A 14,709-nucleotide genomic window follows, 5' to 3' on the forward strand; every position below is an offset into this window, starting at 1 on the left:
CTGTCCCTCAGCACTTTAAAGCATAAAAGGGATGGTGCAATCTTGCACCATCCCTTTTCTTTATTTACCGCCTTTACCTTTGTTCTCACCCTTATTACCTTTGCCTTTATCGTTGCCTTTCTTTTCCTCTTGTATGGATTCCTCCGTTTTCGCTTCATCTTCTACTTCTTCTTCCGTTATGACTACCTCAGTTTCTTGGTCAACAGGATCTTTAACGCTAGTTTTCTCTTTGTTCTTCTTTTCTTGTTTTGCCTTTTCTTGTTTAGCCTTATCTTCCTTTTTTACAGCTTCAGCAGCTTGTTTTTCTGCCTTCTTTTTCGCATTGGCTTCTTCTTTCTTTTCTACCGCTTTAGCCGCTTGTTTTTGTTCTTCCTTAGCTACAGCTTGTTTACTTTCTTTCAGTTTTGTTTCTTTTTTAGTTACTTCCTTGGAATTGTTCTTTTTTACTATTGCAGAAGCGACCACGGTGGCTACTGCAGGGTCTGACTCTTTGCTCACTGCTGAATCCGTACTAGCAGCCTCTTCTGTGACAGCCTCAGCTTGTGGTTGTTCCTCAACTACTGGCTCAGTTGTTTCTCCGACTGTTACTCCCTCTTCATCCTTGCCAGGCTCCGGATTACCAGCCTTCGCGACCAATTTGTTATTTTTCTTATTCAAGATTTCTAGTTTTTTCTCTAGCTTTGCTGCAGCCTTTCCATCACCATTAGCTTTGGCTACCTCTAAGTCCGTTTCGACTTTGCCCATTTTTTGCGCTACAATTTGCTGCTTTACCTGATGAATGTTTACATTAAGTTCCTTCATCACTTGTCCAAAATCGGCCTCTTTCTCTAGTAAGCTCGTAACCACTTCAATCGATTTCCCACTGATATTGGCTAACGCAATAATTTTTGCAATTTGACCGTAACCATATTCTTGCTCTCTTAATGTCTTAACTACTTCCACATCAAACCCAGCCACTGATTGAGCCACTAAGTAAGCCTGATCAATTGTCGCTTCTACCTTAGCTTGCTGTTCGGGTGGGAGCTGATCCACAACCGGTTCAGTCGCCTCAGCCGTATTTTCCAATGAATCTGTAAGCTCTTTTTTAACCTCTTCTTGTACTTCTTCATCCATAATTACTTCCGTAACCTTTTCTTCCACTTGTTTTAGAAGAGCTAAATATTCAGTCACCGCTTTTTCAACAAATGCTACCTTTTCATCCTGCTTCATCAAAGTAGCCTCTGCCAGGCGTTCCTTGGCAAACTGAAGAAGCAATTCCGCTTCCTTCTCAGGATTAAACGTTACAAGAAGCTTGATATCTTCCATTAATAAATCAAATGTATACAAAAAACTATCTGGAGTCGTGCCTGCTGTTTCTTGTTCAGCAGTTACAGCCGTCCCTGACTCCTCAGCAAATACAGGAGTACCAGCACTTACTGTTAGTGCTAACACTATTGATAAAATTACCTTCTTCAAAACTAGTCCTCTCCTTGGCTTTCAAATTGTGTTAACAAGTTAAAACCCAATAAAAGCTTGTCCGAAGACTAGCAAATAACCGGTCGATCTTCGGCAACTGGCTGGCATCATTACGTTTTGGAAAAAATCCCAGATGATTATCTAGCAATTCCTAGATTTCTACTGACATTTCTGGCCTTCTTCTAACAGCCTTCCCTATTCGCAACCTTAGCCCCTCTAGTTTTGCGTCCCTAAATTTCCCTAGGTTTGCCCTTTCGGATTTTAAATGTTAAGTAAAGTTTACTATGCTCCATTTCATCCTGTATACATAATTCGACAAAATATTCCAAAAGTAATATACCGGAAGCATTGTAATATTTTTACACAGGTAATTAGCAATAGAAAATTTGAAAAATAAGGAAATCCACAACCCCCTGTAACTAAATACATAACGCCAGAAGAAGGGAGGCATGCTTTAACGCAATAAAGCGATGAGGGACAGTCCCTCATCGCTTTACCGCTTTGAAGTGCTAGGGAATATCCCCTATACTTTTAATAACTACGACCGCTGCATAAGCAAGACATTGGCCAATTTGTTTGTTGAGGAAAACCAAGAGAGCGATGTTGATCCGAAATGTAGTTTTTTTCTTGGTCTTCACATCAATTTAATCGCCTAATTTGATTATTTAATCGCTTAAAAGTGTGTTTTAATCGCCTAAAACAGGCATCTAATCGCCTAAAATCCTAATTTAATCGCCTAACGCCATTTTCAATAGAAAATCAGCTCTTTTTGGGTTGGTTCCTGCGTTCGATGTGTGTATTTTAATTGCCTAAGCCCCTATTTCAAATAGAAAGTCACCTTTTTTGGGCTAGTCCCTGCCGCCAGCTCAGTCTCCATTTTTAGTCTAATCAGACAAATTCAATCCCAAAGTACACCATCACTCAATATTTTGGGTATAATAAAAGAATATGGTTTTTTTCGAGAAATGCGTTTGCGGCTAGCTGTGACTTTCGTCGAGGCTGGCTGTACGGCGCTTTACAAGGAGTGTGGACCTGACATGATGGGGTCTTTGCCTATGAATGTGGAGCAGGGGTTGAAATTTTTAGCGGAGGAAATGCGCACCCGCCTTCAACCTGATAGTGAAGAGGATGCCAAGCTTGTCCAAAAGGGGATGCTATTGTATCGCCAAGGGCTTGTGAATCAACTGAAATTTGAAAGTGATCAAGTGTACGCGACCGTGCAGGATGTGACGCCTGTTAAAGTGCGCCTTGATTTAACCTTTTTTGATACGAGTGATTGTGGTTGCCCGAATTTCGGGATTTGCCGTCACCGACTTGCGGTCTTTTTTGCTGCGTACGCCAAAATGTCCAGTGTTTCCGAGTGGATCGAGCAATGGCGAGAGCCGTTCAAAACGAAAACGTCGGCAACCAATCTGGGGGTACAGCGTGCCAAGGACCTTCTAAAGACGAGCGGCAAGCTTGAGCAGAGCTATAACCGCTGGATTGAGGCGTTTGATGAAAGCTTTCAAACCATCCTCACCCCGAATAAAATTCCAAATCCGTACGTGCTAAATGAACTTTTTCACGTATATCGCAGGCGGTTACGCGCATCAGCCCCGCTCGAAACCGAGTGGAAATTGCTTTACGAGCTTATCGCGACCGTCTTTTCTTTTCAAAAAATTATCCAGCTAACGCAGGAACTCGAGCATCCTGATGCAAGCCGCTACTTCACTCCGCTTCTCGACGAACTGATTGAAGACGCGGAGGAATTCATTCAAAAGCTAGGAATCCAGACGATGCCCTTTGCGTTTGACGAATTTTTAGCAAGCATGCGTCATGATTCAAGCCAGCTTCTTGAGAATGCCAACACCTTTCCCGTTGAAAGGCTGATGCTTTACCGACTGCTTTGGACGCATCTTTTTAAAAAGAAGAACTGGCGCGAGGAAGAACTGGCGAACATCGCCGGTAGCACCGAATTTGAACTAATCATTGCCGAAATCCATCAATATTTCCTATTAAATCGAGATAACGAAGCAATGGAAAAAGTGAAGCAGCTCGGCCCAACGTCCATGCCTTTCCTCCACTATTGGCTGGAGCTCTTATCAGCTAAACGCGACTGGTCACGGATAAAGCCGTATGTCGAGCAATTCATTGACTTTTCAAAAGTACATTTAAAAGACTACCGTTCTGACCAGCAAAGGCGCCATTTTGCCCGAGCGGTCATTCAATCGATTCTCCCTTACTGCAGGGAAATGAACCAAAACGATCTGTACGAACGCGCGTTAAACTATTTATTGCCCTATAGCTACGCTGCTTATGATACATTCCTGTTTGAAGCTGGGGATTTCGAGCGCTGGTGTGCCCTCCAAGCCTATATCGGCGTCGATTTAGCGTGGATCGGCAAGGAACGAATCAGCGTACTCGCGGCCTCAAGCCCAGAAACACTCGTCGTCCTATACCATCAATCGATCCAACAGCAAGTCGATCTCAAAAATCGCCAAAGCTATCGCGAGGCGGTCCGCCAGCTCAAAAAGCTGCGCACACTCTATAAAAAATTGAAGCGACTGCCCGAATGGGACGAATTTTTCGAGCTGCTCGTCGACAAAACAAAGCGTCTTCGCGCCTTTCAAGAAGAATGCAAAAGGGGTAAGCTAATCCATGATTAGAACAAAATCTTTGAAAATCTATGTGGAAAAATGGGCCAACGCACACTTTTCCATCACTGGGACGGAGGGACAGGTCCCTTGTCCCGTTTCCGACTGGCGCAATCTCCTTTTCGGACAACATCGTGAAAGCTTTTACGGTGCTTTTTTAGAAGTGAAAAATGAGGCTGTTATTTTGGATGCCTGGCAGCTAACGACCCTTTTTGCCCATGAAAAATTCAATCCGTTCATTGAGTGGGAGTGGGATGACCAGGCGGAGCTCTGCTTGGCTGTTGCCCCTGCCCTTCACGAAGCAATTACGGAGAAGGATTGGCTTCCTAATTTTGAAGCGCTAGAGGCAGGCGAATTTCGCTGGCAGCTCCCAAAACGTGTGCAGGATGAATTTGATGTCTCTTTTTGGGAGGAAGAAGCTGTCCGCGGCTTCGTCGCAGATTGGTTTCACGATGCCTTAAATGCCCACCTCAATCAAAATAAAGAAATGAAAACCTGGCTTGGTGACAAGCTTGAACTTTTACAAAAACAAAGCTTCCCTGCTGGTGTACTGTCGGCCTTTTTCGACGAGGACACGTGGCTTACGTGGATTGGCTTGAAGGATAGCGATATACCGTTTACGATCGGGCTACGATTGGATGAGCCGGAATATAGTGCGGCTGTCGAGGAATCCTTTGCGCATCCCGAGGCAGATGCCCCATCAATGTCTGATCCAAACTGGACATTGGAGGTTTTCTTGCGTGACAAAGTGAACCCTGAATTAACGTTTGAGGCGAATGCCCTTCCGTCAAAATGGAGTAAGTACGTCGAATCTATTAAAGCAACTGAGGCACGTTGGGTAAGAATTTTTCCTTGGTTGCAGGGGTTTGGTGGTTTTGGGGAAGAAGGATTTGAGGAAATCGACCTTGTTGAAACGTCGCTCAGCGAAGAAGGGCTAAGGGATGCAGCACACAATGAGGCAGCCCCAGGGACTCCAGCAGCTAGCGATTTTACGCTAAAAAATGCAACAAACCGAGTACCCGAACTAAAACGCTACCTATCCGAAGAAGAGGCGTGGTTCTTTTTAACCGAAGCGAGCGAAACGCTGTTAAGCCTTGGTGTCGAGATTCTCCTACCTGCTTGGTGGGAAGCAATGCGTACGGCCAATCTGAAGGTGAAGGCTCGCGTGAAGGGTAACGCGTCAAGCCACCGTCCTTCCTTCGTTGGCTTACAGGCGATGCTCGATTTTGACTGGCGCTTTTCGATGAACGGTGTTGACCTATCCGAGGACGAATTTCAAAAGCTCGTATCTGAAAAAAGGCGCCTCGTTTACATTCGCGGGCGTTGGGTGAAGCTGGACCCTGCTTTTATTAGACAAATTCAAGATCTAATGAAAAAAGCAGAAAAAGAAGGCTTGCACGTGCGCGACTTGATTGAGCAGGAAATGGTCGAGCCCGAGGAAGACGGAGAAGGTGAAAATCCAAAAGCGTTTGCTAAAATTCAAATTGAATTGAACCGCCAGTGGAAAACGATGCTTCATCAGCTGACTGAGTTGAAGGAGCTCCCGATTGAGCCTGTGCCAGACAGTTTGAATGCGGAATTGCGGCCATATCAGCAAACCGGGATGAGCTGGCTGTTATTTTTACGAAAATATGGATTTGGGGCTTGCTTGGCCGACGATATGGGGCTAGGGAAAACGATTCAGTTGATTTCGTATTTGTTGACGGTAAAAGAGCTGGAGGTTTCTGCAGCCTCGAAGGGTCGAGCGGCTAATATTGGTGCTGCGGAAAAGGGTGGCCCTGTTGAGACTGGAGCAGCTTTGATTATCTGTCCGACGTCTGTCCTTGGCAACTGGCAAAAGGAGCTCGAGCGCTTTGCCCCTTCCTTGAATGTGTATTTGCATTATGGCTCGAATCGTTTGAAGGAAGAGGCGTTTCGGGAAAAGGCTTTGGCAAACGATATCGTGTTGACCTCTTATGGGCTGACGCATTTAGATGAAGCTGAGTTTGGCTCGTTGACGTGGAGTTCGATCGCGATTGACGAGGCGCAGAATATTAAAAATGCACAGACGAAGCAGTCGCGGGCTGTCCGGAAGCTGAAAGGGCATCATCATATTGCCTTAACGGGGACGCCGATGGAAAACCGCTTAGCCGAACTGTGGTCGATTTTTGATTTTACGAATCATGGCTATTTGGGTAGCCTTGGTCAGTTCCAGAAGCGTTTCATTATTCCGATTGAAAAGGATGATGAAAAGCAGAAGATTCGGGAGCTGCAAGGTCTCATTCGCCCATTCTTATTGCGCCGAACGAAAAAGGACGAGGACGTTGCCTTGAATTTGCCAGATAAACTCGAGCAAAAAGAGTATTGTCCGTTAACCGCCGAGCAGGCTTCGCTCTATGAGCAGCTGATTAAGGATACGTTTGCGGAGATTGAAAGTGTATCGGGAATTGCGCGCAAAGGGCTGGTCCTGCAAATGCTTGGCCGACTGAAGCAGCTTTGTAATCACCCTGCACTCTATTTGAAGGAGAAGCCAGCTAAGGACGTGCTGGACCGTTCGGCGAAAATGGAGAAGCTTGCGGAGATTATTGAGAATGTACTAGAACGTGAGGAAAGCTGCTTGATTTTTACCCAGTACATTGAAATGGGTGAAATGATACGTGAGCTGATTGGGAAGAAATATGGAATCGATATTCCGTTTTTAAATGGAAGTGTTCCGAAAGCGAAGCGTGATGAGATGATTCAACGCTTCCAGGACCGCGAGTTTCCAGTGTTCTTGCTGTCACTGAAGGCTGGCGGAACCGGGCTGAATTTAACCGCGGCTAACCACGTGGTCCACTATGACCGTTGGTGGAATCCAGCCGTCGAAAATCAAGCCACCGACCGTGCCTACCGGATTGGCCAAGAACGTTTCGTCCATGTTCATAAGTTGATCAGCACTGGAACGTTGGAGGAAAAAATCGACAGTATGCTAGAAAAAAAGCAAATGCTAAACGACCAAGTCATCCAAAGCGAAAACTGGATCACCGAACTATCCACCGAAGACCTACGGAACTTGGTCTACCTATCATAAAAGGACAACACGTTAACGCGGTGAAGTAGCCGGGGACTGTCCCCGGTTACTTCACCGCGTTACTTTATTTATGTGGTTTCGTTTTTGTGAAATATAATCTAACTTTTCATAAAAAGGGCCTAATTTAGCAAAAGCTTAAAGTAAAATAAAATTATTTAAAAAGGAGGCTCATTCTTATGAATATTTTAATTTTAGGTGCAACTGGACGAGTTGGAAGTCAACTAGTAACTTATGCCCTTCATGATAGACATCATGTTACTGTATTAGTTCGCACTCCAGAGAAGATTCAAATACATAGTGAAAATCTAACCATTATTCAAGGGAATGTTTTAAATAAAGCTGATATCGTACGTGCCATGCATGGGATTGATGTAGTTATTAGTGCACTAAATACTGATGGCACAAACACTCTATCAGAAAGTATGCAGCTAATTATCAAAGCAATGGAAAACGAAGGTATACAACGAATTATTACGATAGGAACTGCGGGGATCTTACAAAGTAGAACTACGCCAACTGTACTCCGTTATCAGTCAAGTGAATCAAAACGTAAGTCAACTCGTGCAGCGCAAGAACATCATATAGTTTACACTACGCTTAAACAATCAGCCCTCGATTGGACGATTGTCTGTCCTACTTACTTGCCGGATGGAGAAAGGGTAGGAAAATATCGAATTGAACGGAATTTTTTGCCTGAGGATGGAGTTGAAATATCCGTACCAGATACTGCAGAATTTGCATTTAGCCTGATAAAAACAAGCGATTATATAAAATCACGTGTAGGTATCGCCTACTAGAGATTATAAGAAACAAACAGTATTTACATTTAGAAACAAGACTATAGAGAAAACCTTTTAAAAAAAGAGGCAGTCTATTTTTGAGCCGCTGATTATCCAGACTAGCTCTTCGCAATAGTTGCCGAGGTTTGGGGATACTTTGGGGATGGTTTTTTCTTTATATGGGGAGAGTCATGAGTTGCTTACTAATTTTTCTTCGGACTAATGTAGGCGTATAAACTCTTGCCACCCTTTTCCTGTGTTAGCATATGGGTTTCACGCATCGCCCACTCCATTTGATTAATTCGTTTATCGAGACTATCCACCCTCTCATTCGTTTTTCCAACCATCTTAATTAAACTTCCTAAAAGATTTTCTAATCTACTAGAAGATTCCTCTTGCTGTAACTGCGGCATTGGCATCCTCCTTTTCTTTAGGTGGAATGTTCATACTCTGCGACGAAGAGTTCATATTAGTATTGGACGGTTCCCAATCCCTTCGGTCAGTTGGGGGTTGTGTTTGTGCCGAGGGGCGTGGATTAACAGAAGATTGCTGCTCATCATTCGCCGGTCGACGACTTAAAAATTGAACATTCTCCGCTACAACCTCTGTTACATAAACCTTTTTTCCATCTTGGTTTTGATAATTCCGAGTGTGAATTTTACCTGTAACCCCAAGGACCGATCCTTTGCGACAATAATTCGCTGTATTTTCGGCTGTTTTTCTCCAAATCGTGCAATGTACAAAATCAGTCTCATAATCTCCATTCTGATTCTTAAACTGGCGGTTGACGGCCAACGTTAAATTTACAACTGGTGTTCCTTCAGGCGTGATCCTTAACTCAGGATCCTTCGTTAAACGTCCCACAAGCGTTACTTGATTAATCATTCCCTATCTCCTCTCCATTTGATGTTTCTATCATATCCGTTTCATTTCCACACGTAAAATCAACAAAAAACACTTTTGAACGTGTTTTTTGCCCAGAAATAGCACTATTTTCCATATCGAGACCAAAAACCAACCCCAATAATTCAAAAATACAAAAAATTAGCAAAAACGACAAAATTTTTTCGACAAACACAAGTCGCTATAACTCGCCAACAAGACTTTACCCCTTTAAAGCAATCGGGGACAGTCCCCAGGTACTTTACAGCGTTAAAGCAACCGGGGACTGTCCCCCATCACTTTAGTGCATTAAAGCTATTGTTGGTTTTTATGGGTGAATTCATTTCGTTTTCGTTTTGGTGGTGTGTTATAATGTCGGCAAAGCAACGATTGCGAAGGGGTGGATTTGTGTGAAGACCTTTAAGTTGATTTCGTTACAAATTGTTGAGGATGCTACTTTGGTGGATGTTGTTTTAGAGGACGGGTTGATTATTAACAGAGAAGATGATCAAAACAGCTGGCTGCTTGAGGCTTATACGGCTGACCATTCTCATCTTGCCTTTTTTCAAAAAGCCTATGCTAGTAAACAGGACCTCTTTGTAAAAGCTATCATTACAAAAAAGGATAATGACCCTGCTACTTTCGTGACAAGGGTTTGCTCGGTTAAACAATTGGGAAGTCATACAAGCGTTTTATTTGAAGGCAAGCTAAAGCGGCAAAGAAATAATTATGCCGAGACTCTACTTGACCATTTACTCCAAAAAGGCCTTGACGGTAATGCGTTAATGGTGGAATTTAAAGAAAAAATGAAAACTAAGCCTTTACTTGATGAGGTAAAAAAATAAAACTCCAAATGGGAGCAGTTGACAAATCCACATGTCAACTGCCCCCATTCGGAGTTTTTAATGAAGCACACTACTATTAAATACATTTTTATCAGGATGACTAATAAGCTCTTGAATAATGTATTCAATATCCTGCTGATTGTAATTCCGTTCCGGAAATTCTACCTCAAAAATCTGAAAATAGAGCATCGCTGCAAGCTTTAGATCTATTTCAGAAGCAGGCATTAATTGCTCTGCTTTTTTTTTAGTTTTTCAATTACATATTTGGCTTCAGTTTTGCAGGAATAGTCGTATTCTTCCCGAACTTCCTTTTGCAAGGCATCAATTTCATCCATTTGAGCCTCTGTCGGTTCCTCGGATAGGATTTTTTCGATTGTTTCATTAATTTTTGCCGCCAATTCCTCATGGAAAAGGGGATTATTTTTTATATCTGATTCTAACTTATCAAACCAAGAAGCTTGATTTTGAATGTAATCACGCCAATCCGCAATAAAGGCCGACAAATCCATTTTCGATTCGTTCCAGTCAATACGGTTCATATATTGTTCAAACGCTGTTGTGATTGAGCGCGTAATGCTTATTTTAATGCCTGGTGAAAGATCTTTAAACATTGTTGTAAAAGTAACCTCCCAAACTTTATCTCTACCCTGTCAATCATGTTACCACAAATAATAGACAAGATACAAAAAAGTTAAGCAATATTAGTAACTTTTCAACTAACATATTACTATTTTTAAGCTTTCCATTAGCAAAAGGACAGGTTTTCACACCTGTCCTTAATAAAAACATTATTCATCCTTATTATCTTTATCTCTTACATCAATATCGTCCTCAATTACATCTTCCTGAGGAGTATTATTGTCCTTTGCTGGATCCTTGTCGTGATCTGTATTAATATCTTCACTTTCTGGGTAAGTGTCGTTTGTTATTTGATCTTCTATGTCATTGCCAATATTATTATCATTATTATTCAAATCGTTGTGGTCTACTACCCCATTTTTAACATCCTCTGGAGGCGGATTCTGATTATTATTTGTTGCACATCCACCTAGCAGCATTGCAGCTAAAGCGAAACCACCAATTAAAGTTAATAGCCTTTTGCTCATAGAAAAGCTCCCTTCTATTATTAAAATTGGACCTGATACATGGGTCTGCAGTTATGTTTCCCCAAAATGAGAATTTCTTGCACCTTATGAAAAATAAAAATGCACTGAAAGATTTCAGTGCATTAAGACAATATGTAGTGGGATTCTAACCCAGCTCATATCACTAAAATTTATTTACCATTATTTTTTTTATTCTCATCAAGTAAATCTGTATTTCCATTTGTTCCTGTGCCGTTACCAGTTGTACCATTCATTCCGTTACCTGTAGTACCGTTGGTGCCGTTGATGCCATTTGTTCCGTTGGTGCCCGTTCCATTCGTACCGTTCATATCAGTTCCAGTAGTTCCGTTTGTTCCGTTCATCCCGTTAGTACGATTATTATTTAAGTCATTATCATTATCCATGTCTAAATCTCTTTCGATATCGTTATCGTCATCATCAACTCTATCGCCATTATTATTTAAATCATCATGGACATCAACATCTTCAGGTGGTGGATTTTGATTATTATTATCATTTACCCCACACCCAACTAACATCATACCAGAAATAAGTGTTCCACCCATCAACGTCAAAAGCTTTTTACTCATCTTTTAAGCCCCTTTCAAAATTGAAATGATTATTCCTAAAAACTTACTTAACCAACGGTCTGTTGTTATAATGCCCAAAACTCTTTCTATATTGCATTATTTTAAAAATTTTTTTAAAAAGATGTTACTGATATAAAAAAAATAGTGTTGATTTTCACCTTTACTTTTATTGGTTCATGACCTATTCAATAGTCTTGAGCCTATTGGTTTTCTGTGATTGTCATCACAAAATAATCAGCACTTTTGGCGTATGCTTTAGGAAGAATTTATAAACCATCAGGGAAGTATGATTCTGGAGATGGATGGTGAGGGAATAATGGAGGGATTGACGATGGAAGCTCCAAAGGTTGAATTATGTACTCCGCTACAACAATTAAAGGATGAGCATGTGTCTCTTCGGGCAGATATGAATCTTTTTTATGAAATATCTGAAGAGATAGAATCGGATTCGGGTCCTACTGTGGTTTTACTATTTTCGAAATTGTACAATCAGGTTTCGGCATTCACGAAAAAGCTGAAGGCTCATTCCAAACGTGAGGATGAGGGGTTGTTCCCTATGATGGCCCGGTGTCTTGGAGAAAATGACAGAACAATCGAAAATATGGAATTTGAACATGAAAAGGCCGAGCAACACCTACAGGACTTTTTAACCGAAGCGGTTCGAGCGGGGGCGACTTTGAGTGAACACGATGCTCAAGCCATAACCGTCTACGCCGTCCAAGCTCATGCAACCTTAACGCAACACTTCGCTAAAGAAGAAAAAGTATTATTTCCGTTAGCAGAGCAAATCCTTTCGGCCGACGAAAAAAAGGAACTCCAACAACAGTTTCAGATGCAATAAAACATCACCACACCCTAATACGTTAATGCGGTAAATTACTGAGGGACTGTCCCTCGAGACTTTAAAGCGGTAAAGCATGTGGGGACTGTCCCCACATGCTTTACTGCGGTGCTATTTTAAAGCGAACATGATTTCTGTTTCGCAGACGATTTCGCCGTCGACGGTGGCGATTCCTTTTCCTTTGCCCATGGAGCTGCGGACTCTTGTCATTTCGACTTCAAGGCGTAGTTGATCGCCTGGTTTAACTTGTCCACGTATGCGGCAGTTGTCGATGCCGGTGAAGAAAGCTAGGCGTCCTTTGTTTTCTTCTTTCATTAGCATGGCAACAGCACCAACCTGAGCCAATGCCTCGACGACTAAAACACCTGGCATAACAGGGTAATCTGGAAAGTGACCATTGAAAAACTCTTCATTTGCGGTAACGTTCTTGATTCCAACTGCTCTTTGCCCTTCCTCAACCTCTAAAATTTTATCAACTAACAAAAATGGATATCGATGAGGGATAATTTCTTTTATTTGATTAATGTCTAGCATTTTAGTACCTCCTCCTAATAGTAGGGTTTATTTTATTGTACTAAAATGATAGTAAAATTAGCAAGCATGTAAGTAGAAGCTGGACCACTAAGGAGGCAATTCTGAGCATAAAAAAGAAGGGTGGGTGCTCCAGCCCTTCTTTACTTTTTATTAATAATATCCATAATATGCGTCCACGTTCCCTTTTGAAGCGCCTCTGATGGCTTACCGTTTCCGATAACACCGTAGCCGACAACGGTTCCAACTAGCATACTAGCGATAGTGAGGAAGATAACAATGGCGACTTTTACCCAAACCGGTATAAGACGGACGCGAATTTTTTTCCGTCTATCGCGCATCGTCTCAATCTGCTTTTCCTGTGCGCGTACTTTTTTCAGTTCCTCGCGGGTCCTCACCTGTTTTTGATCTAATGTCATTGTTTCGTAACTCCTTTTAAAAAATCCGTCCACTTCGAAACCTAGTGTATTTAGGATATCCATCTTTATTTTAAAAAATGTTCGTTTAACGAACACATACATAATCTATTATAAGAAATAATTCCACATTCCACATCAACTTTTTGCCGAAACTCGTCAATTTTTGTAAAAAAGGACGCTGGTTCATCCTTTTCACCAAATTGTTACCTCTTTTTTAATATTAAATATCCTGGTTTAAATTAATTCCGACTTATTCATCGTTTATTCCGACTCTTCTTTTTCTAAAAAATTCCGACCAACTCACATTTAATTCCGACTTTTTACATTTCCTCCATAAATTTTGCATTTTTAACAGAAGCACTCTACCACCTTCTACAAAAATAAAAAAGATGGCACTCATGTTAAGCGCCATCCTTTCTTTTTTATCCCAATCGTCTATTCGGCAATCGGTCGATGTTATCTAGCATGATCCCCGTTCCAATTGCTACACAGTCCATTGGATTTTCTGCAATCAACACAGGAACTCTTAATTCATCAGATAGAAGCTGATCAATGCCATGCAGCAATGCTCCCCCACCTGTTAAAATCACGCCACGGTCAATAATGTCCGCTGATAATTCTGGTGGAGTCCGTTCAAGAACACTTTTCGCAGCTTGTACAATAACCGCAACGGATTCATGAAGGGCTTGTTCAATTTCTGCTGAACGAACAGTGAGTGTACGAGGAAGGCCACTAACCATGTCACGGCCACGAATATCCATTTCCTCGTTACGCCCGCCTGGGAATACAGTTGCGATTTTCATTTTAATATCCTCAGATGTTCTTTCACCAATTAAAAGCTTGTATTCACGCTTAATGTAATTCAATATTTCCATATCGAACTTGTCGCCAGCCATTTTGATGGAGGAGGACGTTACGATATCGCCCATTGATAGGACCGCAATATCCGTTGTCCCTCCTCCAATGTCCACGACCATATTTCCGCTCGGTTGGAAAATCTCCATCCCAGCACCAATAGCCGCAACCTTTGGCTCTTCTTCTAAATAAATCTTTTTCCCACCGCTTTTTTCAGCCGCTTCTTTAATCGCCTTTTGCTCGACGCTTGTAATATTTGTTGGACAACAGATCAAAATGCGCGGCTTAGATAGAAAGCCTTTCACATTCAATTTGTTAATAAAATGCTTTAACATCGCTTCGGTTACATCAAAGTCAGCGATAACGCCATCCTTTAATGGACGATAGACAACGATGTTACCCGGAGTACGTCCCACCATGCGGCGAGCCTCTTCTCCAACAGCTAGCACTCTATTTGTATTTTTATCAATTGCCACAACGGATGGCTCGTTTAATACGATTCCACGACCCTTTACATGGATCAGCACGTTCGCAGTTCCTAAATCAATACCGATATCCCTAGCAAACATTGTCTTTCTTTCCTCCTTGGAACGGGTTGTCTAGTAGCGCAAAGATTTCTCGAAAACATTAACTTTAACGATAGTTTCCGACAAAGATGTTAAAAATATATGCACCATTAAAAATGGTTAATTAGTCTAGACGAACCAGTGATTACTCTAATTGA

15 protein-coding genes and 1 riboswitch are annotated in these 14,709 nt (G+C 41.9%); of the genes, 5 read left to right on the forward strand and 10 right to left on the reverse strand.

Annotated elements, in window-relative coordinates:
* Positions 1–60: 60 nt before the first annotated feature.
* Complete coding sequence (locus tag LRP83_RS01580; protein WP_230494915.1) at positions 61–1,455, reverse strand: DUF5667 domain-containing protein; 1,395 nt, start codon at positions 1,453–1,455, stop codon at positions 61–63.
* Between the two features lie 197 nt (positions 1,456–1,652).
* Positions 1,653–1,716: riboswitch (cyclic di-GMP riboswitch) on the reverse strand.
* Between the two features lie 794 nt (positions 1,717–2,510).
* Between LRP83_RS01580 and LRP83_RS01585 the strand changes: the two genes are divergently transcribed.
* The 3 genes from LRP83_RS01585 to LRP83_RS01595 all read left to right on the forward strand — a co-directional run bounded on the left by LRP83_RS01585 (position 2,511) and on the right by LRP83_RS01595 (position 7,934).
* Positions 2,511–4,100, forward strand: coding sequence for an SWIM zinc finger family protein (locus tag LRP83_RS01585; RefSeq protein WP_230494916.1), 1,590 nt, complete (start codon positions 2,511–2,513; stop codon positions 4,098–4,100).
* On the forward strand, positions 4,093–7,137 hold the full coding sequence (locus LRP83_RS01590) for a DEAD/DEAH box helicase (protein ID WP_230494917.1): 3,045 nt from the start codon (positions 4,093–4,095) through the stop codon (positions 7,135–7,137). The genes LRP83_RS01585 and LRP83_RS01590 overlap by 8 nt, the downstream gene beginning before the upstream one ends.
* 176 nt (positions 7,138–7,313) lie before the next feature.
* Complete coding sequence (locus tag LRP83_RS01595) at positions 7,314–7,934, forward strand: NAD(P)-dependent oxidoreductase (protein WP_230494918.1); 621 nt, start codon at positions 7,314–7,316, stop codon at positions 7,932–7,934.
* Between the two features lie 185 nt (positions 7,935–8,119).
* Here the strand turns inward: LRP83_RS01595 and LRP83_RS01600 are convergent, their stop codons facing one another.
* Both LRP83_RS01600 and LRP83_RS01605 read right to left on the reverse strand, forming a co-directional pair.
* Complete coding sequence (locus tag LRP83_RS01600; RefSeq protein WP_230494919.1) at positions 8,120–8,329, reverse strand: hypothetical protein; 210 nt, start codon at positions 8,327–8,329, stop codon at positions 8,120–8,122.
* Positions 8,298–8,798, reverse strand: a complete 501-nt coding sequence (locus tag LRP83_RS01605; protein ID WP_290369480.1) for a single-stranded DNA-binding protein — start codon at positions 8,796–8,798, stop codon at positions 8,298–8,300. The genes LRP83_RS01600 and LRP83_RS01605 overlap by 32 nt, the downstream gene beginning before the upstream one ends.
* A gap of 410 nt (positions 8,799–9,208) precedes the next feature.
* Here LRP83_RS01605 and LRP83_RS01610 point away from each other — a divergent pair, with 410 nt between their 5' ends.
* Positions 9,209–9,643 (forward strand): YwpF-like family protein, encoded by a 435-nt coding sequence (locus tag LRP83_RS01610; RefSeq protein ID WP_230494921.1) that lies wholly within the window; start codon positions 9,209–9,211, stop codon positions 9,641–9,643.
* Between the two features lie 57 nt (positions 9,644–9,700).
* Here LRP83_RS01610 and LRP83_RS01615 read toward each other — a convergent pair whose 3' ends face one another.
* From LRP83_RS01615 to LRP83_RS01630, 4 genes are all read right to left on the reverse strand, one after another.
* Complete coding sequence (locus LRP83_RS01615) at positions 9,701–9,868, reverse strand: hypothetical protein (RefSeq protein WP_230494922.1); 168 nt, start codon at positions 9,866–9,868, stop codon at positions 9,701–9,703.
* Complete coding sequence (locus tag LRP83_RS01620) at positions 9,868–10,254, reverse strand: hypothetical protein (protein ID WP_230494923.1); 387 nt, start codon at positions 10,252–10,254, stop codon at positions 9,868–9,870. The genes LRP83_RS01615 and LRP83_RS01620 overlap by 1 nt, the downstream gene beginning before the upstream one ends.
* Positions 10,255–10,431: 177 nt before the next feature.
* Positions 10,432–10,749, reverse strand: a complete 318-nt coding sequence (locus tag LRP83_RS01625; protein WP_230494924.1) for a hypothetical protein — start codon at positions 10,747–10,749, stop codon at positions 10,432–10,434.
* Positions 10,750–10,919: 170 nt separating this feature from the next.
* Positions 10,920–11,315 carry a hypothetical protein gene (locus LRP83_RS01630; RefSeq protein ID WP_230494925.1) on the reverse strand — a complete coding sequence of 132 codons (396 nt, stop codon included), beginning with the start codon at positions 11,313–11,315 and terminating at the stop codon, positions 10,920–10,922.
* A gap of 355 nt (positions 11,316–11,670) precedes the next feature.
* Between LRP83_RS01630 and LRP83_RS01635 the strand changes: the two genes are divergently transcribed.
* Positions 11,671–12,180 carry a hemerythrin domain-containing protein gene (locus tag LRP83_RS01635; RefSeq protein WP_230494926.1) on the forward strand — a complete coding sequence of 170 codons (510 nt, stop codon included), beginning with the start codon at positions 11,671–11,673 and terminating at the stop codon, positions 12,178–12,180.
* Positions 12,181–12,291: 111 nt separating this feature from the next.
* Here LRP83_RS01635 and fabZ read toward each other — a convergent pair whose 3' ends face one another.
* From fabZ to LRP83_RS01650, 3 genes are all read right to left on the reverse strand, one after another.
* Positions 12,292–12,714: a 3-hydroxyacyl-ACP dehydratase FabZ gene (gene fabZ / locus LRP83_RS01640; RefSeq protein ID WP_230494927.1), complete on the reverse strand. Its 423-nt coding sequence runs from the start codon at positions 12,712–12,714 to the stop codon at positions 12,292–12,294.
* Between the two features lie 140 nt (positions 12,715–12,854).
* On the reverse strand, positions 12,855–13,232 hold the full coding sequence (locus LRP83_RS01645) for a DNA-directed RNA polymerase subunit beta (RefSeq protein WP_230494928.1): 378 nt from the start codon (positions 13,230–13,232) through the stop codon (positions 12,855–12,857).
* 320 nt (positions 13,233–13,552) lie between these two features.
* The gene (locus LRP83_RS01650) at positions 13,553–14,554 is read right to left on the reverse strand and encodes a rod shape-determining protein (protein ID WP_230494929.1); all 1,002 of its coding nucleotides are present in this window, start codon (positions 14,552–14,554) and stop codon (positions 13,553–13,555) included.
* Between the last annotated feature and the right edge of the window lie 155 nt (positions 14,555–14,709).

The organism is Pseudoneobacillus rhizosphaerae (assembly GCF_917563885.1).
GTDB classification, from domain to species: Bacteria; Bacillota; Bacilli; order Bacillales; family Cytobacillaceae; genus Pseudoneobacillus; species Pseudoneobacillus rhizosphaerae.

What these genes read in the sequence shown, in the direction of transcription:
- LRP83_RS01595 (WP_230494918.1), top strand. Translation starts at nt 7,314, where the DNA reads ATGAATATTTTAATTTTAGGTGCAACTGGACGAGTTGGAAGTCAACTA.
- LRP83_RS01630 (WP_230494925.1), bottom strand. Translation starts at nt 11,315, where the DNA reads ATGGGTGGAACACTTATTTCTGGTATGATGTTAGTTGGGTGTGGGGTA.
- LRP83_RS01600 (WP_230494919.1), bottom strand. Translation starts at nt 8,329, where the DNA reads ATGCCGCAGTTACAGCAAGAGGAATCTTCTAGTAGATTAGAAAATCTT.
- LRP83_RS01650 (WP_230494929.1), bottom strand. Translation starts at nt 14,554, where the DNA reads ATGTTTGCTAGGGATATCGGTATTGATTTAGGAACTGCGAACGTGCTG.
- LRP83_RS01590 (WP_230494917.1), top strand. Translation starts at nt 4,093, where the DNA reads ATGATTAGAACAAAATCTTTGAAAATCTATGTGGAAAAATGGGCCAAC.
- LRP83_RS01585 (WP_230494916.1), top strand. Translation starts at nt 2,511, where the DNA reads ATGAATGTGGAGCAGGGGTTGAAATTTTTAGCGGAGGAAATGCGCACC.
- LRP83_RS01625 (WP_230494924.1), bottom strand. Translation starts at nt 10,749, where the DNA reads ATGAGCAAAAGGCTATTAACTTTAATTGGTGGTTTCGCTTTAGCTGCA.
- fabZ (WP_230494927.1), bottom strand. Translation starts at nt 12,714, where the DNA reads ATGCTAGACATTAATCAAATAAAAGAAATTATCCCTCATCGATATCCA.
- LRP83_RS01645 (WP_230494928.1), bottom strand. Translation starts at nt 13,232, where the DNA reads ATGTATGTGTTCGTTAAACGAACATTTTTTAAAATAAAGATGGATATC.
- LRP83_RS01635 (WP_230494926.1), top strand. Translation starts at nt 11,671, where the DNA reads ATGGAAGCTCCAAAGGTTGAATTATGTACTCCGCTACAACAATTAAAG.
- LRP83_RS01615 (WP_230494922.1), bottom strand. Translation starts at nt 9,868, where the DNA reads ATGCCTGCTTCTGAAATAGATCTAAAGCTTGCAGCGATGCTCTATTTT.
- LRP83_RS01620 (WP_230494923.1), bottom strand. Translation starts at nt 10,254, where the DNA reads ATGTTTAAAGATCTTTCACCAGGCATTAAAATAAGCATTACGCGCTCA.